Annotated in this window: 19 protein-coding genes; 15 read left to right on the top strand and 4 right to left on the bottom strand. The window is 59.6% G+C overall.

What is annotated here, in order from left to right:
* The first annotated feature begins 96 nt into the window (after positions 1-96).
* The 5 genes from nrdI (at position 97) to MHJ63_RS03015 (ending at position 5,689) form a co-directional block, all read left to right on the top strand.
* On the top strand, positions 97-576 hold the full coding sequence (nrdI, locus tag MHJ63_RS03035; RefSeq protein ID WP_035755106.1) for a class Ib ribonucleoside-diphosphate reductase assembly flavoprotein NrdI: 480 nt from the start codon (positions 97-99) through the stop codon (positions 574-576).
* The gene (nrdE, locus tag MHJ63_RS03030; RefSeq protein WP_035755108.1) at positions 573-2,720 is read left to right on the top strand and encodes a class 1b ribonucleoside-diphosphate reductase subunit alpha; all 2,148 of its coding nucleotides are present in this window, start codon (positions 573-575) and stop codon (positions 2,718-2,720) included. Before nrdI ends, nrdE begins: the two co-directional genes overlap by 4 nt.
* 132 nt (positions 2,721-2,852) lie before the next feature.
* A complete protein-coding gene (nrdF, locus tag MHJ63_RS03025; RefSeq protein WP_239446147.1) occupies positions 2,853-3,824 on the top strand; it encodes a class 1b ribonucleoside-diphosphate reductase subunit beta in 972 nt (323 codons plus the stop codon).
* Between the two features lie 171 nt (positions 3,825-3,995).
* Positions 3,996-4,751: a lipoate--protein ligase family protein gene (locus tag MHJ63_RS03020; RefSeq protein WP_232219250.1), complete on the top strand. Its 756-nt coding sequence runs from the start codon at positions 3,996-3,998 to the stop codon at positions 4,749-4,751.
* 56 nt (positions 4,752-4,807) lie between these two features.
* The gene (locus MHJ63_RS03015) at positions 4,808-5,689 is read left to right on the top strand and encodes an SOS response-associated peptidase (protein WP_052048304.1); all 882 of its coding nucleotides are present in this window, start codon (positions 4,808-4,810) and stop codon (positions 5,687-5,689) included.
* Positions 5,690-5,734: 45 nt separating this feature from the next.
* Here the strand turns inward: MHJ63_RS03015 and relB are convergent, their stop codons facing one another.
* The 3 genes from relB to zapE form a co-directional block, all read right to left on the bottom strand.
* Positions 5,735-5,950, bottom strand: coding sequence for a type II toxin-antitoxin system RelB family antitoxin (gene relB / locus MHJ63_RS03010; RefSeq protein WP_035755112.1), 216 nt, complete (start codon positions 5,948-5,950; stop codon positions 5,735-5,737).
* A gap of 142 nt (positions 5,951-6,092) precedes the next feature.
* On the bottom strand, positions 6,093-8,291 hold the full coding sequence (locus tag MHJ63_RS03005) for a S9 family peptidase (RefSeq protein ID WP_035755338.1): 2,199 nt from the start codon (positions 8,289-8,291) through the stop codon (positions 6,093-6,095).
* Positions 8,292-8,311: 20 nt separating this feature from the next.
* Entirely contained in the window at positions 8,312-9,493 is a 1,182-nt protein-coding gene (gene zapE, locus MHJ63_RS03000; RefSeq protein ID WP_035755114.1) for an AFG1/ZapE family ATPase, read from the bottom strand.
* A gap of 215 nt (positions 9,494-9,708) precedes the next feature.
* On the opposite strand from zapE, the gene MHJ63_RS02995 reads away from it, so the two are divergent.
* From MHJ63_RS02995 to pdxS, 6 genes are all read left to right on the top strand, one after another.
* Positions 9,709-10,029, top strand: coding sequence for a DUF6504 family protein (locus tag MHJ63_RS02995; RefSeq protein WP_035755117.1), 321 nt, complete (start codon positions 9,709-9,711; stop codon positions 10,027-10,029).
* Between the two features lie 33 nt (positions 10,030-10,062).
* Positions 10,063-13,626 carry a DNA polymerase III subunit alpha gene (dnaE, locus tag MHJ63_RS02990; RefSeq protein WP_239446146.1) on the top strand — a complete coding sequence of 1,188 codons (3,564 nt, stop codon included), beginning with the start codon at positions 10,063-10,065 and terminating at the stop codon, positions 13,624-13,626.
* 105 nt (positions 13,627-13,731) lie between these two features.
* Entirely contained in the window at positions 13,732-15,753 is a 2,022-nt protein-coding gene (gene thrS / locus MHJ63_RS02985) for a threonine--tRNA ligase (RefSeq protein WP_035755119.1), read from the top strand.
* A complete protein-coding gene (locus tag MHJ63_RS02980; RefSeq protein WP_035755121.1) occupies positions 15,746-16,342 on the top strand; it encodes an HIT family protein in 597 nt (198 codons plus the stop codon). The genes thrS and MHJ63_RS02980 overlap by 8 nt, the downstream gene beginning before the upstream one ends.
* Positions 16,343-16,344: 2 nt before the next feature.
* A complete protein-coding gene (gene pgsA / locus MHJ63_RS02975) occupies positions 16,345-17,016 on the top strand; it encodes a phosphatidylinositol phosphate synthase (protein ID WP_035755123.1) in 672 nt (223 codons plus the stop codon).
* 67 nt (positions 17,017-17,083) lie between these two features.
* A complete protein-coding gene (pdxS, locus tag MHJ63_RS02970; RefSeq protein WP_239446145.1) occupies positions 17,084-17,977 on the top strand; it encodes a pyridoxal 5'-phosphate synthase lyase subunit PdxS in 894 nt (297 codons plus the stop codon).
* A 116-nt stretch (positions 17,978-18,093) separates the two neighbouring features.
* On the opposite strand, the gene MHJ63_RS02965 is transcribed toward pdxS, so the two are convergent.
* A complete protein-coding gene (locus MHJ63_RS02965) occupies positions 18,094-20,106 on the bottom strand; it encodes a M3 family metallopeptidase (RefSeq protein ID WP_239446144.1) in 2,013 nt (670 codons plus the stop codon).
* Positions 20,107-20,222: 116 nt separating this feature from the next.
* On the opposite strand from MHJ63_RS02965, the gene MHJ63_RS02960 reads away from it, so the two are divergent.
* From MHJ63_RS02960 to ruvB, 4 genes are all read left to right on the top strand, one after another.
* Entirely contained in the window at positions 20,223-20,984 is a 762-nt protein-coding gene (locus MHJ63_RS02960; RefSeq protein WP_035755130.1) for a YebC/PmpR family DNA-binding transcriptional regulator, read from the top strand.
* A gap of 47 nt (positions 20,985-21,031) precedes the next feature.
* Positions 21,032-21,655, top strand: a complete 624-nt coding sequence (gene ruvC / locus MHJ63_RS02955; protein WP_052048306.1) for a crossover junction endodeoxyribonuclease RuvC — start codon at positions 21,032-21,034, stop codon at positions 21,653-21,655.
* Between the two features lie 171 nt (positions 21,656-21,826).
* Positions 21,827-22,465 (top strand): Holliday junction branch migration protein RuvA, encoded by a 639-nt coding sequence (gene ruvA, locus MHJ63_RS02950; RefSeq protein ID WP_239446143.1) that lies wholly within the window; start codon positions 21,827-21,829, stop codon positions 22,463-22,465.
* Positions 22,466-22,524: 59 nt separating this feature from the next.
* A complete protein-coding gene (gene ruvB, locus MHJ63_RS02945) occupies positions 22,525-23,595 on the top strand; it encodes a Holliday junction branch migration DNA helicase RuvB (RefSeq protein ID WP_052048307.1) in 1,071 nt (356 codons plus the stop codon).
* Positions 23,596-23,641: the final 46 nt, after the last annotated feature.

Below are 23,641 nucleotides of genomic sequence, written 5' to 3'. Positions count from 1 at the left end.
GTGGCTGATGGCTGACCACACGGTGAGGGAGAGCCGTTAGGGGCAGATGTAGTCTCATCAGCCGTTATCACGACGCCTTGGTCGGGGAGAGGGAGCATGGCAACAACATTGGTCCCAGAGCAGGCAGAGTCTGCGCCGGAAAAGGAAATAGAAAAAACCCGTGAACGGTTGATCTACTATTCATCCGCTTCAGGTAACACGCACCGCTTCGTCACGAAGCTCAACCGTCGAGCAGCTCGCATCCCTATGCACCGCTCAGAGCCGGATCTTGTTGCAGAGACTGACTACGTGTTGCTCGTGCCAACATACGGCGGCACCAAGGGGGAGCGGTCGATCTTGCCGCAGATTCTGAACTTTCTGAGGGAACCTCAGAACCGGAAGTATCTGCGTGGAGTCATGGGAGCTGGGAACTCCAACTTCGGTGCGCAATACAACATCGCAGCGCACAAGATCGCTGCGAAGTTGGACGTACCACTGCTATACACATTCGAAATCATGGGCACGGAAGAAGACGTGGCCCGCGTTAACGAAGGACTGGACGAGTTTTGGACACACCTCTCGCTGAATCCTCAGTGAAAACCAGCTTCAAGGAAATCCCTGAACAGTACCAAGGGTTGAGCTATCACGAGCTCAACGCGATGCTGAACCTGTATGGCGCTGACGGGAAGATTCAGTTCGACGCTGACCGCTACGCTGCCCGTCAGTACTTCTTGGACCACGTCAACAACAACACCGTCTTCTTCCACGATCTCGATGAGAAACTCAACTACCTCGTGGAGAAGAAGTACTACGAGCCTGAGACCCTTGAACAGTACTCGCGCGAGTTCATCAAGGAGCTCTACGACTTCGCGTACTCCAAGAAGTTCCGGTTCGAAACGTTCCTGGGTGCATATAAGTTCTATACCTCCTATGCGCTGAAGACCTTCGACGGGGCCCGCTACCTTGAACGCTTTGAGGACCGCGTGTGCATGGTGGCTCTCCACCTTGCCCGCGGCGATGAGAAACTCGCGACGTCCCTGGTGGATGAAATCATTGAGGGCCGCTTCCAGCCGGCAACGCCAACGTTCCTCAACGCTGGTAAGGCTCAGCGCGGTGAGTTGGTCTCCTGCTTCTTGCTCCGTGTTGAAGACAACATGGAATCCATCGCCCGTGGCGTGAACTCGTCGCTGCAGCTGTCCAAGCGTGGCGGCGGTGTAGCGCTCAACCTCACCAACCTGCGTGAGCACGGTGCACCGATCAAGAAGATCGAAAACCAGTCTTCGGGCGTCATCCCAGTCATGAAGCTACTCGAGGACTCCTTCTCCTATGCCAACCAGCTCGGCGCACGTCAGGGTGCCGGCGCGGTCTATCTGCACGCACATCACCCAGATATTTATCGCTTCCTTGATACCAAGCGTGAAAACGCTGACGAGAAGATCCGTATCAAGACCTTGTCTCTGGGTGTTGTGATCCCGGATATCACGTTCCACCTCGCTAAGCGCAACGAAGACATGTACTTGTTCTCGCCGTACGACGTCGAGCGCGTCTACGGTGAGCCGTTCTCTGAAATCAGCGTCTCTGAGAAGTACTACGAGATGGTTGATGACAAGCGGATCCGCAAGTACAAGATCAATGCGCGTGAGTTCTTCCAGACGCTGGCTGAGCTGCAGTTCGAATCGGGTTACCCATACATCGTGTATGAAGACACGGTGAACAAGGCTAACCCGATCAAGGGCAAGATCACGATGTCTAACCTGTGCTCGGAGATCCTCCAGGTCTCTGAAGCCTCGACCTATAACGCTGACTTGAGCTACGCGCACGTCGGTAAGGACATCTCGTGCAACCTCGGCTCGATGAATATCGCTAAGACGATGGACTCCCCGGACTTCGGTAAGTCCGTTGAGGTTGCGATCCGGGCTCTATCCGCGGTGTCTGAGATGAGCGATATCCAGTCGGTTCCATCGATCGCCAAGGGCAACGCCAAGACTCACGCGATTGGCCTTGGCCAGATGAACCTGCACGGATACCTAGCCCGCGAACGCATCTTCTACGGTTCGGAAGAAGGGTTGGATTTCACTAACATCTACTTCTACACGGTGCTGTACCACGCTCTGCGTGTATCGAATCAACTTGCGATCGAGAAGCAGCAGGCTTTCGATGGTTTCGAGGAGTCGAAGTACGCAAGCGGTGAATTCTTCGATAAGTACACCGAGAAGGCATGGGTTCCGGAGACCCCTAAGGTCGCCCAGCTTTTCGAAGACGCTCAGGTGCATATCCCGACCCAGCAGGACTGGGAAGAGCTTAAGGCTTCCGTCATGGAGCACGGCATCTTCAATCAGAACCTGCAGGCAGTCCCACCGACCGGTTCGATCTCCTACATCAACAACTCGACCAGCTCGATCCACCCGGTCGCATCGCAGATCGAGATCCGTAAAGAAGGCAAGATCGGCCGCGTCTACTACCCGGCACCGTACCTCACCAACGACAACCGTGAATACTACGAAGACGCGTACGAGATCGGATACAAGAAGGTCATCGACACCTACGCCGCTGCCACCCAGCACGTGGACCAGGGACTTTCGCTGACACTGTTCTTCCGTGACACCGCAACGACGCGTGACGTCAACCGTGCACAGATCTACGCGTGGACTCAAGGCATCAAGACCATCTACTACATCCGCTTGCGTCAGATGGCGCTGGAAGGAACTGAAGTAGAGGGTTGCGTATCCTGCATGCTCTAAACACGGCAGTACTCCGGGCAACACGGCAGTACTGACAGTGGTGGGGCATCCAAGTAACAGTTGGGTGCCCCACCATATTCACGCCACTCAAGAATTCCCCACCCATGAGATCCTCTGAAAGGGAGAGGTGACATGACCACCGACGCAGGCAACCCGCTCGTTACCGCCATCAACTGGAACCGCATCGAAGACGATAAAGATGTTGAAGTCTGGAACCGTCTGACCAACAACTTCTGGCTCCCAGAGAAGGTCCCGGTATCTAATGACGTACAGTCTTGGGCGACGCTGACCGAAGCTGAACAGCTCATGACGATGCGGGTCTTCGTCGGGTTGACGTTGCTTGACACGCTGCAGGGCACGGTCGGTGCGGTATCCCTCATCCCGCACGCTCTCACCCCACATGAGGAAGCGGTGTACACGAACATCGCGTTCATGGAATCGGTGCACGCGAAGTCTTATTCGCAGATCTTCTCGACCCTGGCTTCGACCCGTCAGATCGATGATGCGTTCCGGTGGGCACACGAGAACCCTTACCTGCAGAAGAAGGCACAGATCATTCAGTCATATTATGACGGCGAAGATCCGCTCAAGCGCATGGTGGCTTCAACCCTGCTTGAATCCTTCATGTTCTATTCGGGTTTCTATTTGCCGCTGTACTGGTCGGTGCACGCGAAGCTCACGAACACCGCCGACATGATTCGCCTCATCATCCGTGACGAGGCAGTCCACGGCTACTACATCGGCTACAAGTATCAGAAGAACCTCGAAAAAGAGACCCAGGAACGCCGTGACGAACTCAAGGACTGGGTCTATGAGTTGCTTTTCGAGCTCTATGAGAACGAGGTCGCTTACACCCACGAAATCTATGACGAAGTGGGTCTTGCTGAGGACGTCAAGAAGTTCCTGAATTACAACGCCAACAAGGCGCTCATGAACCTCGGCTATGAGGCGATGTTCCCAAGCTCGGTCACCAACGTGAACCCGGCGATCCTCTCCGCGCTCTCACCGAACGCGGACGAGAACCACGACTTCTTCTCCGGCTCCGGCTCCTCCTACGTGATCGGTAAAGCCGTCAACACCGAAGACGAGGACTGGGACTTCTAAGAACACGGGACTTCTTGACAGGCTCCCATCACGTTGAGCCTCGGCCCTGTTCGACCTGCACCCGGTGTGGGAGGAACAGGGCCGAGCGCGTTACTGACGTCCGGGTAGGTTGGCTTGCGGAATAACGCCCCAGCGTCCTTGCAAGCGCTAAGCGGGCTAAACTAAGGCTCCGTGAGCACTGCGATCCCCGAACAGCAGCCGACAGCCGGAATACTTTTACGTGAGGAACCTTCCGGTGACCCCGCGGCGGATCTTGACCGCGGCATCGAACTGTTGCGAGAGGTCGCACAAGGCAAACGTGGGCCGCTGCTGCGCATCTACCGTCCCGCTCCGACCCTGGCCTTCGGCCAACGCGACACCCGAGCACCCGGCTACGAGGCTGCCGCCCAAGCAGGCCGCGACGCCGGATTCGCCCCACTCATCCGCAAAGCAGGGGGCCGGGCAATGGCCTATCATCCAGGAAGCTGGGTCATCGACCACATCCAACCCGAAAAAGACGCGATGCTCACACACCAGCACCGCTTCGAACACTTCGCAAACCTCTTCGTCGAAGTATTCACACGCCTCGGCATTCCGTCCGCAGTGGGGGAGCTACCCGGAGAATACTGCCCTGGTGAATACTCGGTTCACGGGATCGCAACCGGGCACGGACGCTTCGGGCGAGGACGCAAAGTAAAGCTCGTCGGGACGGCTCAGCGCGTGGTTCAAGGGGCGTGGCTGTTCTCATCGGCCGTCATACTCGAAGACACCGACCCCATCGCCGCCGTAACCGAATCCGTCTACGAGGCGATGGGGCTGGAACTGGATCCCAACACCATCGGATCCGTGCAAGACCTCGTCGCTGAATCCATCACGCATGAACACTTCATCGAGACACTCCTAGAGGTCTGGGGCGAGCACGGCTATACGTTCGACGAGCGCGGGTAGGTAGTTGCTCTCCGCGCCTGCCTCATCGTGCGGGTTGCGTGTGCCACGATGGATACATGTGTGGACGCTATGTGATCGCCCGGGCTGCCGGAGACCTCATGGACGCGCTCGGCATCAAAATGCCCGATGCGGACGGCACCGAAGACGCTTATGAACAGCTAGAACTTCGGCCCGACTACAACGTCGCACCCACCAAGGACGTCCCGATCGTGCTGGAACGGCTCATCGAGCCGGGTGACCGTGCCGGCGGGGTTGAGAACAGTAGCGGGGCCGCGGGGTATCGTCGTGAACTGCATGTAGCTCGCTGGGGTCTGGTTCCGATCTGGGCGAAAGACCTCTCGTTCTCCTCCCGAGCGTTCAATGCACGCTCTGAAACCGTGACGTCGAAGCCGACGTTCAGGTCAGCTGTGAAAGCTCGACGCTGCGCGATCCCTGTGGATGGCTATTACGAGTGGCTCGCACCGGAGAAGCCAGGCGGACGCAAAAGGCCGTTCTTCGTGCACCGTAAAGACGGCGCCCCGATCGTCTTCGCGGGCCTGTATGAATGGTGGAAGGACCCCAACCCGAAGCAAGACTCAGCCCCGCACGTAGCTGGAGACTCGAACACAGGCGACAGTGGCGAGGAGAATCCGTGGGTGCTTTCGTGCACGATACTGACGTGCGCATCGCCATCACACGAAGCCCCAGGGATGGCGGGTGAACTTGGACTGCTCCATGACCGTTTGCCGGTTCCGCTCGGGGACGAAGCCGCGCTGAGCGCATGGCTGGATCCGGAAAGCCAGGACGCTGCAACGCTCGTCGCTGAAGCTGTAGCCCACGCTTACGATTCGCTTGGGGAGTGGGAGATGCACGAAGTCGGCCCGGCTGTAGGCAATGTGCGGAACAACGGCCCAGAACTCATCACGCCTATCGACAACACCGACCCGCCACTGTTTTAGCTTCTTGTACGGTCAATTCGACGCGGTACAGGGTAAGTTGCATGGTCATCGGCCGAGGTCGTCTAGGATCTCCTCGATGGTGAAGCGTTCACCGGAATCCTGCGCCATGGCTTCACGTAGCTCCGCCAAATCGTACGAATCCTCGACCTTCTCTAGGATCGCTGCACGGGCGAAATCGGAGATGGCGAGCCCCTCGAATTTGGCGAACTTGCGGACGAGCTCAGCGTCTTGCTCGTTCATACGGATGGCTATGGTGCTCATGGTTACCCCCTACGGACGTTGTGAATACAGTGTATTCACGGGTGCGTTCTGAAGTAAGAGCCGACGCTGCTCTAGTTTTGTTGCATCGTTCTGGCCGGCTAACCACCAACGGCTAGGCGGCCAGAACGTTGCTCAATAACGGCTATCCGAGCGAGAGCGGCTTCTCAGGTCCCTCGCCGAGCACATGCTCTTGCAGGAAGCCGATGAACGTGCGGTACCAGACCTCAGCATTCCCGCGGGACTCGATCCAGTGACCCTCATCCGGGAAGTAGAGGTAGCGGTGGGGAAGCGACCCGTCCGCAGCACGTGGTGTGGACGCATGCACATGGAGTGCGTGCCACAGCTCGAGCCCCTGACCGATCGGAACACGGTAGTCTTTATCGCCGTGGATCACGAGCATCGGGGCTGTGATCTTCTCCGCGAAGAGATGCGGCGAATACTCCGCTCCCTGCTCCCGCATCGCACGGTCCCAGGACGCGTTGTCGGTGCTGCGGCCCATCGAGGTCGTATTCCATAGCGAGGCGTGGGTCACGATGGCTTTGAACCGGTCGCCCGTATGCCCGGCAACCCAGTTAGCCATGAAGCCGCCGTAGGAACCGCCAGCGAACGCCTGCTTGGTTTCGTCGATGTCTGCCCGCTGGATGGTGGCGTCAGTGAGCGCCATGATGTCCGTGTACGGGGTTCCGCCGAGCTGCTGCTGGCCACGGTCGATCATCGCCTGGCCATAGCCGGTCGAGATAGCCGGGTCCGGCAGAAGGACCGCGAAGCCCGCGGCGACAAACGGTGCCGGGTTCCAGCGGTAGGTGAACGCGTTCCACGAACCCCACGGTCCGCCGTGTGCGAACACGACGAGCGGGTGAGGGCCGCTACCTTCCGGCAACCGTAGCCACGCGCGGATCTCGGTTCCGTCCTCCGCTGTTGCCGTGATGTTTTCTGTACGGCCCGGCTGATCCGTTGCATCAGCTGGGTTAGCGAGTTCCTCGACCGTGACCTCAGCCGTGTTTTCTGCTGCTCCGGCGTCGCTCGGTAGCCCGATGCGCACCGGATGCGGTGCAACAGAGATCCCGTTACGCAATGAAATCAAGGCGGGCGCTTCATCCCCGCTTACCGAGCGGTCCGCGGCACCCACACGTGCCAGGCCAGTGAAAACCTCGCCGGTACCTGGGCCGCCGGCGATGCGCTGCGGCGCGGCATCGGTCGCCGAACCGAACCATACGGAACCGCTACCGGCGTCATCGCTCGTTGCCGCGAGCTCGGAATTCGTGACCCAGATCGGAGCGACCCAGTGGTCCAGCTCCGGCCACAGCTCGGTGCGCTCACCGGTCGCGATATCCATGATGTGGGAGGTCGATCTCAGCGACTGCTGCGGGGTCCAATCACGGGCGCAGTTGAGAACAACCTTGGCTGAATCAGGAGAAATATCGACCAGGCTGAGGTGATGACCAGGAACCGTGTCGACGTCGGTAAGCATGGTCTTCTCACCCGTAGCGACATCGATGCGCCACAACTGCGTGCCCGTGATGAGATCAGCGACGTTGACCTCGATCGCTGCGAGAATGAACGAGGCATCCGGGGCCGCCTTCCACGAAAGCAATCGCCCCTTCGGCATCCGTACAACACGCCAGGAGAGCAGCGAATCCGCTCCCTCAGCGGCGTCGTTGTTCTCGCTAGTGTCGTTGCCCTTGCTATCCGCCTCGCTGTCTTCGCCAGCGGTGTCCTTGCTGACAGCGTCCTTGCTAGCCGCCTCGGCGGCTTTCTTGAGGCGAGCGTTCTTCTCATGTTCAGAGGCGGCTGCCTCGATGTTTTCGGGCAACTCAGCCACCAGGATCACGTCCGTTGCAGGCCCAAGATCGCTCGCCCAATAACGCGAAGGGAACGCGGAATGAAGGATCCCGGACACATGCATCGTGGAGCGGCTACGCGAATACTCTGCGTGCTCCGCTTCAGTGCTCGCCTGCGAATGCATACCCGCTTGAGCGAACAGTGTGCTCTTACTGACCTGCAAGCTACGGAACCCACCCGGACGCGAGCCAAGCAACAATGGGGAAGCAGACGCCTGCGGAAGGTGCCATATGCAACTGCCGGCCTTCGCGCCCTCAGGGTTGGACGCCATATAAAACAAGCGACCCCGCGCATCCAAGACGGGGCTTGATGCGCCCTTCTCGTGGCGGGTCAAAGTACGGGGTTGTGTTGAACCCTTCGGGAGTTCAACGATCTGGCTCTGCCAGCCGGTGCCATCGGCATCCAGCTGTTGGACGGTGGCGACGACGCGTCCGTTAGCGCTGGCTTCAAGGCCCGTGACGCGTGTTGCGTTGAGAAGTGTCTGAAGGGTTTGATTCATAGTTTCGAGGCTACCGCGCATCAAGGGCGCGTGTCAGCAACCGGTGTCAGCAGCTGCAGGCGCGAAAACATGCGTTCGGGATAGACCGGCCCGCGGGGTGCGCGGGCAAGCTCCTCCGGTGGGACCGGGGCATAGACGTGTAGCGGGATGTCCGCATCGGCTAACACATCGACCATGTGCGCGAACCGCTGTATCGCGTTGCGCGTCATACTTTCAGGCGCGGGGACCTCCCGGAGGACCCAGGTCGAATAGTCATCGGCGAGCGCGAGCAGATCTGCTGGGGAAATGCTGCCTTCGCATAAGTATTCCCAGGTTGTGTCTAGTGTGGCGTTTTCTGAGTCCGTGCTGTCTAGGCTGGTGGGGTTGACGGTCAGGGTGCGTGCAGTCCCGGGTAGCGGGATGGTTGCGCTGCTTGTTGTGGTGTTGCCTGTTGTGGTGCCGGTGGCTGGGGATGAGGCGGGGCTGTTGACGATGGTCCAGGTGCCCGCTGCGAAGCCGGTAGCTTGGTGCGGGCTTGGCTGGTGCTGGTTTGGGTGAGGCGGGATTGTGTGGTGTTGGAGCGCGCGGTAGTCCTGTGGATGCGTGAGGGTTAGGACCTCGAGGTTTTCATGGATGTGGCGTGCTGCGGGGCCGAGCGCGTCAGCGATCATGGGGTCGTCGTGACCGTTACCGGGCGCGGCGTTGGATGTTGTGAAGAGTGCGATGTCGTGCTCGGCGAGGATGCTGAGTGCGCGGCGCAGCATGACGGCGTCGGCGACATCGTGGACGTGGAATTCATCGATGAAGATCACGGTGTTGGCTGCTACGACGTCGGTGACGGCTTGCGCGAAGGCGTGCCCGTTGGTGTGCATGCTGTGGGTTAACGCGCGGAAGAACGCGGTCAAATGCATCCGCAGGGTTGCTGCGGGGGCGTTGCGGAGGATGCTGTCGATGAGCCAGGTCTTACCGCGTCCGACCTCGCCCACAAGGTAGACCCCCGAACGGTGCGAGCCCAGGATTGTGTGGGCTGCGCTTATCTGGTGTGGATCGAGTGCAACGCCACGGCTTTCAGATGCCCGGCTGGTCGCGGCGAGCGCGGCGTCGAGTGAGTCCCAGCCGAGACGTTCGTATAGAGGGCTCGGCGGGGCAGGCATGGTTTCTTGCTGAGAAGGGGTGTTGTCCGGAGAGGTCGGGGTAGCGCTATCGAGGGGTTGAAGGGGCATGGTCCCTATTGTCTCCGATGGGGCAGAACGTGTGTGTAACGCAAGCGCGCAGAGGTTAGGGCGGGTGTGCGGTTCAAACTGTCAGGGGGTATTCTTAAGGTCTTCCTATCGAACACATGTTCGAATCTCGTTGTGTGAGGTTCCGCTTCCCAGGCCCCGCACATCCAGCGTTGCGGCCGAGCCAGCTCACAGGCGGCCGGTGAGAAGTAGGAAACATGAGTATGTTCACCCAATCTGTGGAATTGCGTTGTGACGAGCAGGGCGCGCCGAGTGCCGTGCTGTGGCAAGGGCGCACATGGACGGTGTGCGCAGAGCCCGTGAAGTGGTTTGAGCGTAGGGCCTGGTGGGAGGAGGACCCTAGAGCCGTTAAAGGTTCTGGACCCGGGACTGTTGATCATTTGGTGTGGCAGTTGCAGGTGCAGTTGAATCCAAGTTCTGAGCCGCAGACAATGTATGTTTCTCAGCACTGCGCAACGGGCCGGTGGCGGCTGATCAATGTTGAACTGCCTTCGCAGCCTTTACAACGTAGCGCGTAGAGAAGGCAGTCGCTTAAGCGTATGAAGGGAAAAGTGGGTTTCCCGCATCTGCATGTTTCTACCGCGTATAGCGCCCACTACGGGGTTGACCGGCCAGAGAAGTTAGTGGAACAGGCTGCAGCTGATGGTGCTTGGGCTCTAGCGTGCACTGACCGCGACGGGCTATACGGGGCTATCAAACATGTTGCGGCGTGCATCGAGCATGGGGTCACCCCGATTCTGGGCGTAGATCTTGCTCTGCTCGAAAGCACGAGCGTTTCTGGCGCGAGCATCGCAGACGAAGAAAATATCGTAGGCGGGGCGAGCACCGCAGCTGGGGTGAACAGTGCCGGCGAGGTGAGCGTTGCAGGTCGGATTGTTGTGCTCGCCCGTGGTTCCTCGGAGGGGTATTCGGCGCTGGTTCGGCTCGTGTCGGTAGCGCATCAGCGGGGGAGAGAAGCCCACGGGATTGTGGGGGTGAGCCGGCTTGATGTGCGCCAAGCAGTACTCGGGCCCGATGGCTATGTACGCCTCAGTGTGCTCCTAGGGCCTGACTCGGATGTGGGCCATGCCGCGTATCGTCGCCGCTATGCGCACATGCGGCGCCGGCTTAAAGCATGGCAGGACACACTCCATACCGATGCGTTGTTTATAGAACTGGTGAGCCACATGTCCCGGCCCGGGCAGCGCTGTAGCCACGCGCATGCTCTACGGATGTGGAAAGCCGCCCGCGAAAGCCGTATGGAAGCGGTTGTGACGAACGCGGTGCGGTATGCGACCCCGGACGGCGCCGCCACCGCCGATGTTGTGGACGCGGTGCGCCTGATGAGCCCACTAGGTTCTGTTACCGCACCGAAAGGCACCGTTCCCGCGGTGAGCGCTGCCCGCGGTGAGAGCCCGCAAGTCAACGGGCAAGGATGGCTCAAGCCAAGCGCCCAGATGCACGAGGTGGCTGCCGAGCTGGCCTCGGCCGCGGGGCTAGGGTCCCAGGGGGCCGAGCAGTTGCTGCGCTCAACGCAACGGTGTGCGTCTCTGAGCGCGCTTGATCCGGTCAAACATATGGGCTGGGGAACCCCGGTTGTTCCTGAGGCGCACGTGATCGGGATTAGGCACAACCCGATGCTTGAATTACGGCAACGGTGCCTGGCGAGCCTCGAACGGTTATTCGCTCCAGGCGGCGAAGCTGTTCTGCATCATTCACCGGCGCGCGCTGAACGGATGCGTCAGCGTGCCCTGGACGTCCTGGAGCATGAACTGGGCATCATCGAAGAGCTCGGGTTTGCAAGCTATTTCCTCACCGTCGCCGCGGCTACCGACATCATCCACGGCATGGGGGTCAGGGCCGCCGCGCGAGGCTCAGGCGCATCGAGCCTTGTGGTGTACCTCTTAGGGATATCGCATGTGAACCCGCTTGAACATGACCTGATCTTTGAACGTTTCCTCTCACGGGAACGAGCAAACCTGCCGGATATCGATGTGGATGTTGAATCCGCTCAACGTCACGCGGTCTATAGGGAACTGTTCAAACGCTTCGGTGAAGACCGCACCACGCTCATGTCGATGCAGAACGCCTACAGGGCAAGGGGAGCGGTCCGCGATGCAGGCTATGCGCTCGGCATGGAAAGCGACGATATCGACCGAGCAGCTAAGAGCCTGTGGCGGCTGAACGCCTCGAACGTGCGGGACGCGGTTGCGAAAATGCCGGAGCTCGCCCCGCTCGCGCACCGGCTTGAAGCTGAACGCCAAACCGGTAACAACCGGTGGGACTTACTCGTCGATCTCACAGAGCGGCTTGACCGGTTGCCTCGCCACATCTCAATGCACCCGTGCGGGGTGATCCTTTCAGACAGTTCCTTATTAGACCGGACCCCGGTCCAGCCCTCCGGTATGGGGCTGGCTATGAGCCAATTCGATAAACACGACATGGACCACATGGGGCTCATCAAACTCGATGTGCTCGGGGTCCGGATGCAGTCAGCAATCGCCTACACCCTCGAAGAAATCAAACGGATACACGGGGTAACGGATTCGGTCTATTTAGACCGGATTCCGTTCGATGATGAAGCCACTTTCCAGATGATCCGGACAACCAACACGCTGGGGGTTTTCCAAATCGAATCCCCAGGCCAGCGGGAACTCATCGGGAAGCTCGCCCCGACTGAACTCAACGACCTCATCATCGACATTTCCCTGTTCCGTCCAGGCCCGATGCAATCAGACATGGTCAAACCGTTCCTGGAACAACGTCACGGATTCCGGCACACGGAAGTCCCGCACCCGGATCTCGCCCCGATCTTGAAAGAAACCCACGGGGTTGTGGTGTTCCACGAACAAGTCCTGCGCATCATCGACCTCATGACAGGGTGCGGGCTCGCACGTGCTGACGTGTACCGGCGCTGGATCGGCAACCCTGAGCGGGAACCGGTCTTCGAAAAAACGTTCAGGCGCGATGCGCTCACGAAAGGGTATTCGGTCGACGTCATCGATGAAGTATGGTCCATCCTGGCCGCTTTCGGCTCCTTCGGATTCTGCAAAGCCCACGGAGCCGCGTTCGCCATCCCCACATATCAATCCGCGTGGCTGAAAACCCACCACCCAGAAGCGTTCATGGCCGCACTATTCGAACACGACCCGGGCATGTACCCGCAAAGGCTGCTCATCGCAGAAGCCCGCCGGCTCGGTATCCCGCTACTCCCGCTGGATGTCAACGCCTCGAGTACATCCTTCAAGCTTGAACGCATCCCCGAACACGCCCAAACACCGAGTGAACCAGTACCCGGGTATCGGGTGCGCGGAGATCTTGGCATCCGCATGTCCTGGACACTGGTCAGCGGACTCAGCACCCCTGAAGCCCAACGCTTAAGCGCCAACGCCCCCTACACATCAGTCGCAGACGTTCGTTCCCGCGCCCGCATCACTAAAGCCAGCATGGTCCGGTTAGCCCAACTCGGAGCACTCGACCGTTTCCTGACACCCGGTAGAGGAGGCAGAGCCGACCTCATTCACCACCTCGAAACCCAACGCAACACACCACAACGCGCGCACAAAGACCGACCCATCCCAGGCCAAGGCGCACTCGATCTAGGGGTGGACCTTGAAACCGCGGCGCTAGCACCGGTTATCCCTGATCCGACACCAGCCCAAAACGTCCGAACCGAACTCGACCTCACCGCCGCTGACATCAGCGGCCACATCATGGACGCCCACGCCTCCTATCTCGAAGCCATCGGCGCAACCCCATCCAACCGGCTTCTGGAACTACGCTCAGGGACCCGAGTCCTCGTCGCTGGGGTGCGTGTGGCAACTCAAACCCCGCCGATGCGTTCAGGGGAGAGGGTCGTCTTCATTAGCCTCGATGACGGGCACGGTTGCGCCGATATTTCCTTCTTCACCCAAGCGCAAAACGATGCCGGCCCGATCGTTTTCTCATCACGACTCATGCTCGTAGAAGGCACCACACGCCGCACCGGCCCGAGAGCCGTGAGCATCCAAGCGATCCGTGCATGGGACCTCCAAGAACCCATCACACCCGAAACCCCACCCGAAAAACTCCCACCGCAACCCGGCTACCTCGAAAACACCGCATACACGAAACAAACATGCCGCGCTTCACACTGAATAAGGACATAGAAACTCAACAGTGCCATAGAATGAGACATTGGCTGGTCGTGGCCTCGGTATGCCACTCACCATAAAGCCATAGAACAAGAAAGGCGGGCCACCATGGCTGATTCCCTGAACCTCACGATCGACGGACAAGCGCGGGAGGTGGAACAGGGAACAACTGGACTCGACCTGTTCAAAGACCAGAAAACCACCGTAGTGATGCGCGTCAACGGTGAACTGTGGGACCTCCACCGCGAAGTGCCAGCCGACGCTGTCATCGAATCGGTGGACATCAGCAGCCCAGACGGACTCAACGTTCTACGCCACTCGACCGCCCACGTCATGGCTCAAGCCGTCCAGGAACTCTACCCGGAAGCTAAACTCGGCATCGGCCCCTACATCACCGACGGCTTCTACTTCGACTTCGACGTCGATGAACCCTTCACCCCGGAAGACCTCAAGGCTATTGAGAAGCGCATGCTGCGCATCGTGAACCAGACCCAGTCTTTCCGCCGCGAAACCGTCACCGCTGAACAAGCACGCGCAGCACTCAAAGACGAGCCATACAAGCTCATCCTGCTCTCCAAAGCCGATGAAGCCGCAACCTCGGGCGAAGGCATGAGCGTTGAGATCGGTGAAGGCGAAATCACCCTCTACGACAACATCGACCGCAAGACCGGCGAAGTCATCTGGCGAGACCTCTGCCGCGGCCCGCACCTGCCGAACACCAAGATCATCTCCAACGCATTCGCGCTAACCCGTAGCGCGGCAGCATATTGGCTCGGCAACGAAAACAACAAACAGCTGCAACGTATCTACGGCACGGCGTGGCCAACCAAGCAGGAACTCAAGGACTACCAAGAGCGCCTCGCAGAAGCCGAACGCCGCGACCACCGCCGCCTCGGAACCGAACTCGACCTGTTCTCCTTCCCGGATGAGCTCGGCTCCGGCCTGCCGGTGTTCCACGTCAAAGGCGGCATCATCAAACGCGAAATGGAAGACTACGTTCGCGACCGCCACGTGGCCGCAGGCTTCGATTACGTCGGCACCCCCCACATCTCACGTGCTGGCCTCTTCCACACCTCAGGGCATCTGCCGTACTACGCGGACACGATGTTCCCGCCGCTGACCGTGGACGCCGAGCACGATGACGACGGCAACGTGACCAAGCCGGGTCAGGAATACCGCCTCAAAGCGATGAACTGCCCGATGCACAACCTCATCTATAAGTCACGGGGCCGTTCCTACCGCGACCTGCCTCTGCGTCTGTTCGAGTTCGGGCACGTCTACCGGTACGAAAAGTCCGGCGTGATCCACGGGCTGACCCGCGTGCGCGGTTTCGCTCAAGACGACTCCCACTCCTACGTGACCAAGGAACAAGCACCGGAAGAGGTCCGCCACCTCATCGAATTCATGCTGTCCCTGCTACGGGACTTCGGTATGGATGATTACTATCTTGAGCTCTCAACCCGAGATGAGGACTCCGATAAGTTCATCGGTTCTCAAGAACAGTGGGAAGAAGCAACCCGCATCTTGGAGGAAGTCGCTGTCTCGACCGGTGTTGAGCTCGTCCCGGATCCAGGTGGGGCGGCGTTCTACGGGCCAAAGATCTCCGTCCAGGCGCGAGATGCGATCGGCCGCACATGGCAGATGGGCACGGTCCAGTACGATTTCAACCAGCCAGCCCGCTTCGAACTCGAATATCAGGCAGCTGACGGAACCCGGCAGGAACCAGTCATGATCCACGCCGCCAAATTCGGTTCGATTGAACGCTTCATGGGCGTGCTCACCGAGCACTACGCGGGTGCGTTCCCGGCATGGCTCGCCCCCGTTCAGGTGCGTGCGATCCCTGTTGCTGAGGTATTCAACGACTATCTCACCGAGATCGTCGAGCGTCTTAAAGCCGAGGGCATCCGCGCGGAACTCGATGACAGCCACGACAGGTTCCCCAAGAAGATCCGCAACGCGTCCAAGGAGAAGATCCCGTTCACCCTCATCGCAGGTGGGGAAGACCAAGAAGCCAACGCGGTCTCCTTCCGCTACCGTGACGGTTCGCAAGACAACCAGGTGCCTGTCGATGAAGCGATCGAACGCATCGTGAAGCACGTACGCGAACGGATCAACACCGATCATGCCTGAAACTGAGAACCCTCAATCAACCGCTCACACGGAAGCCGAGCACGATGCCGAGGTCACCGACGACTTCGAACTCGCTTCAGCACCAGACCGGCTGGGCCGGTTGTGGACCCCGTACCGTATGGCCTACGTCGAGAAGGGGCAGGACCAGGTCAAGGACGAGCACACGTGCCCGTTCTGTTCCGGGCCTCAACGCAGCGATGAAGACGCACTCATCGTCTATCGAGGCGAACATTGCTTCGTGAACCTCAACCTCTACCCATATAATCCGGGCCACATGATGGTGATCCCGTACCGCCACGTCCCGATGTACACCGACATCACAGCGGAAGAAACAGCTGAGATGGGCGAGCTTGCCCAGAAAGCGATGCGCGTGCTGGCCCACGTTTCGGGCCCTGACGGTTTTAATCTCGGCATGAATCAGGGCCAAGCCGGAGGTGCCGGTATCGCCGCGCACCTGCATCAGCACGTGATCCCGCGTTGGGGTGGGGACACGAACTTCTTCCCGATCATCGCTGAATCCAAAGCGATCCCAGTGGTGTTAGGGGATACGCTGCGGCTCATGAAGCAAGGCTGGGGCGAGGTCACCTAGGCATGTTGGACCGGTACGCGCGCGGGTTTTTCACGGCTCTGTTCCGTCCGCTCGTGAAAGTCCTAGCGCGGGTAGGCGCGACACCGAACCTGGTCACGGTACTGGGCTCGGTGGGCGCGGCCGTGTCCGCGGTCGCGCTCTACAGTTGGGGTCAACTGTTCTGGGGCACTGTTGCCATCACGTTGTTCATTTTCTCTGACATGGTCGATGGCCAACTCGCCCGGCACCTCGACAACCAAGCCGAATCTGGGGTAGGTCAGCCGCGCTCACACACCGAACGAGCGCTAGGGAACTTCCTCGATTCTTCCCTCGACCGGCTCGTGGATTTCACGATCTTCGGAACGCTCGCGTTCTGGTGGTTCACAGGTGGCGCGCGCCCGATGTTCGGCGCAGCAGCACTGACCCTTTTGAGCCTTGGTGGGCTCGTCTCTTATGTGCGGGCTAAGGCTGAATCGCTTGGTTTCGATGCTTCGGTCGGTTTCGTGGAGCGTTCGGAGCGTCTCGTTGTCGTGCTTGTCCTCACCGGTTTCACCGGCCTGGGATTGAATCCGTGGTGGTGGTTCGGGGGAGTCGTAGCTGTATGTATTGGCTCGGTCGTGACTCTTATTCAGCGTATTTCCAGATGTGTCGCAACCGCTCAGCGTGTGCACGGTGTGACAGATACGATGAACTAGGGTTTGGCCGATACCAGCCGTTGTTTTCCCTTCCACTCAATTTCGATGACCGAAAGGTATTGTTCGCGTGAACACTCAACCGTCCCAGCAGGCCTCCCGCGTCCGTCGTGGGCTTGCTGACCATCTGACTGGCGGCGTCATCATGGACGTCGTGACCCCTGAACAGGCTCGCATCGCTGAAGCCGCAGGCGCTAAGGCTGTCATGGCTTTGGAGCGTGTACCTGCCGATATCCGCGCTCAGGGCGGTATTTCTCGGGCATCGGATCCTGACATGATCGTTGGTATTCAGGAAGCCGTATCGATTCCAGTGATGGCGAAGGTACGCATCGGGCACTTCGTTGAGGCCCAGGTTCTTGAAGCCCTCGACATCGACTTCATCGACGAGTCCGAGGTTCTTTCCCCAGCTGACTACGAGAACCACGTGGACAAGTTCGCGTTCAAGGCACCATTCGTGTGTGGCGCGACGAACCTCGGTGAGGCTTTGCGCCGCATCAACGAGGGTGCTGCGATGATCCGCTCCAAAGGTGAAGCCGGAACCGGCGATGTCTCGAACGCGACCGGCCACATGCGTAAGATCCGCGCGGAAATCAACCGCCTGACTTCGATGGCTGAGGACGAACTGTTCGTTGCCGCGAAAGAACTGCAGGCGCCCTACGATCTCGTCGTTGAGGTCGCCCGCGAAGGAAAGCTGCCGGTGCCCTTGTTGACCGCAGGCGGTATCGCAACCCCAGCAGACGCAGCCATGATGATGCAGCTCGGTGCCGAAGGCGTGTTCGTTGGCTCCGGCATCTTCAAGTCCGGTAACCCTGAGGCTCGCGCCGCCGCTGTGGTCAAGGCGACCGACAACTACAACGACCCGAAGGTGATCGCTGACGTATCCCGTGGTCTCGGCGAAGCAATGGTCGGCCTCAACGTAGATGAGATCCCAGTGCACCACCGCCTCGAAGACCGCGGCTGGTAGCACACACACGCCAAGCGCGCCCTTCGTCATATCGAAATGGTGTGGGTGGATGAAGTTCGTAACGTTCTGCATCTACCCACACCATTCTTTGTTCTCGACTCTGGTCTAGCCGGCTTTTATGCCTTCAGCCCGCGGCGTTCAAGCAGAGGCTCGATGCGGGCATCGCGTCCACGGAATGCGCGATAGCTTTCCAGTGCGTCGCGCGTGTTACCGCGGCTCAAGAACTCCTCACGGAACAGCTGGCCAGCGGCACGGATGTCCTCTTGCTCCTTGAACCATTCGACCGCATCGGCGTCAAGGATCTCGGACCAGATGTAGCAGTAGTAACCTGCCGAATAACCGCCAGCGAAGATGTGCTGGAAGTAGCCGGTCTTGTAGCGAGACTCGATCGAGTCCGGGTTGAAGCCAGCATCACGCAATGCTGAGTCTTCGAACCCGGCCGGGTCAGCCTCGACGTCGGTACCGGTGCGCTGGTGCCACGCGAGGTCTAGAATCGATGCGGCGAGGTATTCGCTCGTCGAGAAGCCTTCGCCCCACGTGCTGGTCGCGGTGAGTTTTTCGATCTGATCGGCAGGAAGCGGTTCACCCGTATGTGCGTGCTTGGTGTAGTGCGGAAGAATCTTGGGGTGTACTGTCCACATCTCGTTGACCTGGGACGGGAACTCGACGATGTCGCGCCCAACGTTGGTGCCCGCCAAAGAAGGGTAGTGTGCGGCACTCAGCAGGCCGTGGAGCGCATGCCCGAACTCGTGGAATAGTGTGTTGACCTCATCCCACGTGCACAATGCAGGGTTCCCGCCGGTTGGCTTAGGGATGTTCAGCGTATTGCAGATGATCGGGCGTGAACCGGTTGCGGTAGCACCTTGGGCAAGCTCATTCATCCATGCCCCACCACGCTTGGTGTCGCGGGCGAAGAAATCGCCCACGAACAGCCCGACGGCATCCCCGTTCTCCTCGAAAACTTCCCAAATCCGGGCATCCGGGTGAGGAAGCGGAAGGTCGTGGCGTTCCGTGAACCTCAGCCCATAGACCAATCCAGCGGCACGGAAAACGCCTTCAGTCAGAACTGTGTCGAGTTCAAGGTGCTGTTGCAACAGTTCCGCGTCGACCCCATCGGACTGCGAGCCAACAAGACTCAGCCCGCGTGCGCGATCCCACGGTGCCACAGGAGCCTCGGGGGACAGAGGCTCGAGGCCGAGCGCTTCAGCGATCCGCGCATCCTCGGCGGCCGCGTTCGCGAGCGCAGGCTTAGCCAACTGCGCCAACAGATCGTTGATAGCCGAAACCGAGGTTTCCGACCGCAGAGACAGAATCTCTTCTGCATGCGTCTCAAAACCGAGCAAGCGTGCGCGCTCTACGCGCAATGCCGCGATCTGCGCGGCGATCGCAGAGCTCTTGCCGTCAGATGCACGCTGAGACGATGCCTCGTGCAACTTCTTGCGGCCTTCAGCGGTGGTCAGGATCGCTTCATCAGGTTGAACGGTTGGCAACACGAGCGAGATACGGTGGCCTTCCGCTCCCGCGGCCTGAGCTGCGGCGCGGGTCGCTTCAAGTCGGGCAGGGGAGAGGCCCGTAGCTTCCGCCTCCGTGAGGGCAGGCGCTGCATCCACGAGGTTCTGCATCGCGAGGCGACCGAACTCTGTCTGTAAATCGGTGAGCTTCGCGTTCAAGGCCTTGAGCTTTTCCTGGCCCTCAGCGTCCAGTTCCGCGCCGCTCGCGCGGAAGGATCGCATCGTGACCTCAACGAGGCGTGCCTGTTCGCCTTCAAGCGCGCCCGCATCGACCTGCTGCATCCGGGCGTACAGGCCAGGGTAGAGCACCATCGCATCGTGATGCGCTGCGACCATAGCCGTAACTTCAGCCTCGATAGCCTGGATTTCTTCCGTGGCATCAGCTGAGAACAGGTGGAACGCGACCGCCGTTGCACGATCAAGGGCTTCGCTTGAGAGCTCAAAAGCCTCGAACGTGTTGGTGAAGTCCGCCTCGTGCGGATCATTGACAATGGCCGCGACGGCTTTCTCTTGAGCCTCGATTCCGGCACGCACCGAGCTGCGCAACAGATCCGGGGTCACGGTAGAGAAATCAGGGAAGTTGTAATCAAGCCCGCTAGGCTCCGTAAGACAAGTCATGAAAAGACTCTTTCACACTAAGTACATCGACGCCATGCCGAGTAACGGCGCTACGGTGAGGGCAGGCTATAGAATGGTCTGACGCTAGAACTAACTGACATAGGGACGGAAGAACTATGGCTGGCCACTCCAAATGGGCGACAACCAAGCACAAGAAAGCTGCGTTGGATGCGAAGCGTGCGAAAGCTTTCGCGCAGTTCATCAAGAAGATCGAGGTTGCCGCGCGTGCTGGTGGTCCGGACCTAGAAGGTAACCCGGCTCTTGAAGTCGCCGTGAACAAGGCGAAGAAGAACTCCGTTCCTAACGACAACATCGACCGTGCGATCAAGCGTGGTGCCGGGCTGACTGGTGAGGTCATTGACTACACCGAGATCATGTATGAGGCACGCGGTCCGCAGGGCTCGGCTCTCTTGGTGCACTGCCTGACCGATAACCGCAACCGCGCGGCCTCTGAGACTCGCGTGGCGATCACCCGTAACGGTGGCACGATCGCCGACCCGGGTTCGGTCAACTACCTTTTCAACCGTAAGGGTGTCGTGGTGGTCCCTGAGGCTGATCACACCGAGGATTCCCTCATGGAGGTTGTCCTCATGGCTGATGTTGATGCCGAGGAGATCACCAAGGTCGGCGATTCTTTCACCATCGTTTCGGAGCCTTCGGAGCTGCAGTCAGTTGCTCACGCCCTGGATGAAGCCGGTGTCGAATACAGCTCTGATGAAGTCGAGTACGTGCCGACGATGAAGGTTGAGCTGGATGTGGATGCGGCCCGCACGTTCGTCAAACTTGAGGAAGCGCTCGAGGAGCTCGATGACGTGCAGGCCGTGTACTCGAATGTCGATATGACGCCTGAGGTCATTGAGGCGCTAGGCGAGGAGTAGAGACTGTTGCATTCGGTTCGCGTAACGGCTTCCGAGGTGGTTGGTGCGTGCGCGTAGCAGGAGTTGATCCAGGGCTGACCCGTTGCGGGTTGGCCCTGGTTTCTGTTGGTACTGACCGCACAGCAACGCTCGAGGACGTGCGGGTGATCGGTTCCCCGTCTGAGGTTGCCTTGGACCACCGTCTGCTCACGATTTCTGAGCGGATTGATGAGTGGCTGGATGAATTCCGGCCTGATGCTTTGGCGATTGAGCGCGTCTTCACTTACACGAACGTCTCTACGGTGATGGGGACCGCCCAGGCGATGGGCGTGATCATTGCCGCTGCCGCGCGCCGCGGCATTCCGGTTGCCTTGCACACCCCGACTGAGGTCAAAGCCGCTGTGACCGGTAGCGGCCAGGCTGATAAACAGCAAGTGGGGCGGATGGTGACCAAGATTCTGCGCCTAGCGGCCGCCCCGAAACCAGCCGATGCGGCCGATGCGATAGCGATCGCTCTGGCTCACGGGTGGCGTGGGGCTGACCCGGCATCCAAGGCGGCGGCTTCAGCATCGAATCAAAGTGGTGTGGCCCCAGCACAGCGAGCCTGGCTCAAGGCGCAGGCTCAGGCCGCTAATAATGCGGCGCGTGCGGAGTCTGCTTTGCGGGCGCGTGCACGTAAGCCGCGTGGTTGACCGTGCTGGCTCGTGAGCGCTGTGACACGGGGCGTATCTAACACACATACGGATAGTTCGAAGATATATTCGGATAGACTTCTCGTATCACTCTCCGTGTTTGTGGTGCTCTCTTATGTGTGAGGCGTGCCGTCGGCGCGCTGTTATGTCCGTGAAAGGTTGTTCGTACCCATGATTTCTCAGCTTCGAGGCACCGTTACGACGTTGAACCTGAACTCGGTGGTTCTTGATGTGGGCGGAGTGGGCTACCTCGTCAACGCGGTTCCGCGGACGTTAGGGGAACTCACGGTAGGTCAAGAAGCCACTCTTCCAACGAGTTTGGTGGTGCGTGAAGATTCGATGACTCTCTACGGTTTCACTAGTGCACGTGACCGGGACGTTTTCGACATCATCACGAGCGTTTCAGGGATCGGCCCGAAACTGGGTTTAGCTATTTTGGCGGTTCACTCTGCAGAAGAGCTCGCCGCGGCTGTTCAGAACGAAGACACGAAAGCGCTGACCCGCGTTTCGGGTGTGGGCCCTAAATCGGCAAGCCGAATTATCCTTGAACTCAAGGGCAAGCTGACGCTCTCGGCGGATGCTACTGCCACTGCCGCCCCGGCCGCCCAGACCGAAGCCGAAGCGTTGGCTCAAGCCGCCGAGGCCCAAGTGGTCGAGGGTCTCACAGGCCTGGGGTGGACTGAGAAGGAAGCTAAGAAGGTTCTTGCAGCCACGCTCAAGGCACAACCGGAATTGGCCGGGGCCTCGGTTCCAGAGCTGTTGCGCGCTGCATTGCGGGGCGTAGTGGCCGGGACCGGAGTGCGCTCGTGAGCATGCCGGAACGGTCTTGAAACTACTGTTGAGAAGCTAGGGGAGAGGAACGTAGCAAGATGGCATCAGATTCCTCGCGCGGTCTGGTGGATGCCTCCGGAGAGCCGGAGGAACGCGCGCTCGAGGCTGCGATGCGGCCCAAGAACTTCGATGAATTCGTGGGCCAAGCACGTGTTCGCGAGCAACTTTCCCTCGTACTTGAATCCTCGAAGCTGCGTGAACGGGTTGCCGATCACGTTCTGCTCTCCGGGCCTCCAGGCTTGGGCAAGACGACGCTAGCCATGATCGTTGCCGCGGAGATGCAAGCACCGCTACGCATCAGCTCCGGTCCAGCGATCCAAAACGCAGGGGACCTGGCTGCGATCCTCTCTTCGCTATCTGAAGGCGAAGTTTTATTCCTGGATGAGATCCACCGTCTAGCCCGCCCAGCAGAGGAAATGCTCTACCTTGCGATGGAAGACTTTCGCGTCGACATCGTGGTCGGCAAGGGTGCTGGTGCCACAGCTATCCCATTGGATCTTCCTCCGTTCACTCTGGTGGGTGCGACCACGCGTGCCGGTCTTTTGCCAGGACCTCTGCGTGACCGATTCGGGTTCACCGGCCACCTGGACTTCTATTCGGTTGAAGAACTTGAAATGGTTCTGCGGCGCTCGGCAGTCATGCTTGATGTGAGCTTGACCGATGACGGCTATCAGCAGATCGCTTCACGTTCACGCGGAACCCCGCGTATCGCTAACCGGCTCCTACGCCGTGTCAGGGACTGGTCGCTTGTACACCGCATCGAGCGGATCGATGCGGTTCAAGCCGCAGCGGCCCTGGACATGTATGACGTCGATGAACGTGGACTGGATCGGCTCGACCGTTCAGTTTTGCAAGCGTTGTGCACCAAATTCGGTGGCGGGCCCGTCGGCTTATCAACACTTGCGATCTCGGTGGGGGAGGAAACCGAAACTGTCGAGGAAGTAGCTGAGCCCTATCTTGTGCGCGAAGGCCTCCTCGGCCGAACCGCACGCGGACGAATAGCAACCCCAGCGGCATGGGTGCACCTAGGCCTGACTCCGCCGGAGGGTGCTCCTGGCGCCCTACCTTCGGGGGAGCAGGATCCCGGCGGGACTGCCCGCCTCATCTGAAGAATCGACCGAGCTGGAGAAAGCATTGGCCTATCTATTTCTGTCT

It is taken from the genome of Pseudoglutamicibacter albus, assembly GCF_022346425.1.
GTDB classification, from domain to species: Bacteria; Actinomycetota; Actinomycetes; order Actinomycetales; family Micrococcaceae; genus Pseudoglutamicibacter; species Pseudoglutamicibacter albus.
The sequence above is the reverse complement of the archived record's forward strand: the minus strand, read 5'-3'. Positions and strand labels throughout refer to the sequence as shown.